The following is a 265-nucleotide window of genomic DNA, read 5'->3' on the forward strand; positions in this document are numbered from 1 at the left end:
GGTTGGCGCGCGCGGGCATGACGGGCACACCGTTTTTTACCCGCTAACGCATAACCTGCATCAGGACGGGATTCTGCGCACCAGCGTCGCCTTCCCGCAGGCCAATGCTGACCAGCCGGCGCAGGCGGAAGAGATGCTCTCTGCCATTATACATGAGCTGGGCTATGTGGGCGTGATTGCGATGGAGTGTTTCGTCACGCCGTCGGGTCTGCTGATCAACGAACTTGCGCCGCGCGTGCACAACAGCGGCCACTGGACGCAAAAC

At 61.5% G+C, this 265-nt stretch carries 1 protein-coding gene; it reads left to right on the forward strand.

Annotated features, from left to right (window positions below):
* Positions 1–265: ATP-grasp domain-containing protein (locus tag AC1RPW_RS08515; protein ID WP_481769530.1), on the forward strand; the 265-nt coding region annotated here is incomplete at both ends.

The organism is Dellaglioa sp. CoH-55-MRSF-8 (assembly GCF_056782195.1).